The following is a 695-nucleotide window of genomic DNA, read 5'->3' as shown; positions in this document are numbered from 1 at the left end:
TCGGCGTATAGCCGCCGATGATCAGCGGGCGCAGCGCGAACACGAGCACGCCGTAGGCGGCCGCCACGCCGCACGCGAAGAACACGCTGTGCCGGCCGAGCAGCCGGGCTTCCTCGGCGCGTCCCGCGCCGAGCGCGCGCGCGACCAGCGTCGACGCCGCCACGCCGATCGACAGCGGCGTCATGTACAGCACCGCGCCGATGTTGCCGGCGATCTGGTGGCCGGCGAGCGTCGTCGTGCCGAACTGCGCGATGAACAGCGCCATGCACGTGTACGACGTGACCTCGATCAGGTACGACAGGCCCATCGGCACGCCGAGCTTCAGGATCGCCTTCTGGCGCGCCCAGACGGGCCAGCAGAAGCGCGAGAAGATCGCGAGCGGCGCGAACACGTCGAGCTTCGCGAGCAGCGTGTAGCCGATCAGCGCGAGCGCCCAGTTGATCAGCGTGCTGGCCAGCCCGCAGCCGGGGCCGCCGAGCGCCGGTACGCCGAAGCCGCCGAAGATGAACCACACGTTCAGCGGAAACTTGAGCAGCAGCGCGCCGATCTGGAGGATCATCGCGAGCCGCGGCTTGCCGGCCGCGTTGGTCAGCGCGTTATAGATGCGGAATACGAGGCTGGCGGGCAGCCCGTACGACAGGACGCGCAGGTAGTCGACGGTGCGATCGTGCAGCGCGGCGGGCGCGTGCGCGACG

General features: G+C 70.2%; 1 protein-coding gene. It reads right to left on the bottom strand.

Annotated elements, in window-relative coordinates; all coding sequences use genetic code 11:
* Positions 1-695, bottom strand: a 695-nt coding sequence (locus JMF90_RS39340) for an MATE family efflux transporter (protein WP_268906109.1), incomplete at both ends; no start/stop codon positions are given.

The organism is Burkholderia sp. E168m23 (genome assembly GCF_016586125.1).
Classification (GTDB): Bacteria; Pseudomonadota; Gammaproteobacteria; order Burkholderiales; family Burkholderiaceae; genus Burkholderia; species Burkholderia orbicola.
The sequence above is the reverse complement of the archived record's forward strand: the minus strand, read 5'-3'. Positions and strand labels throughout refer to the sequence as shown.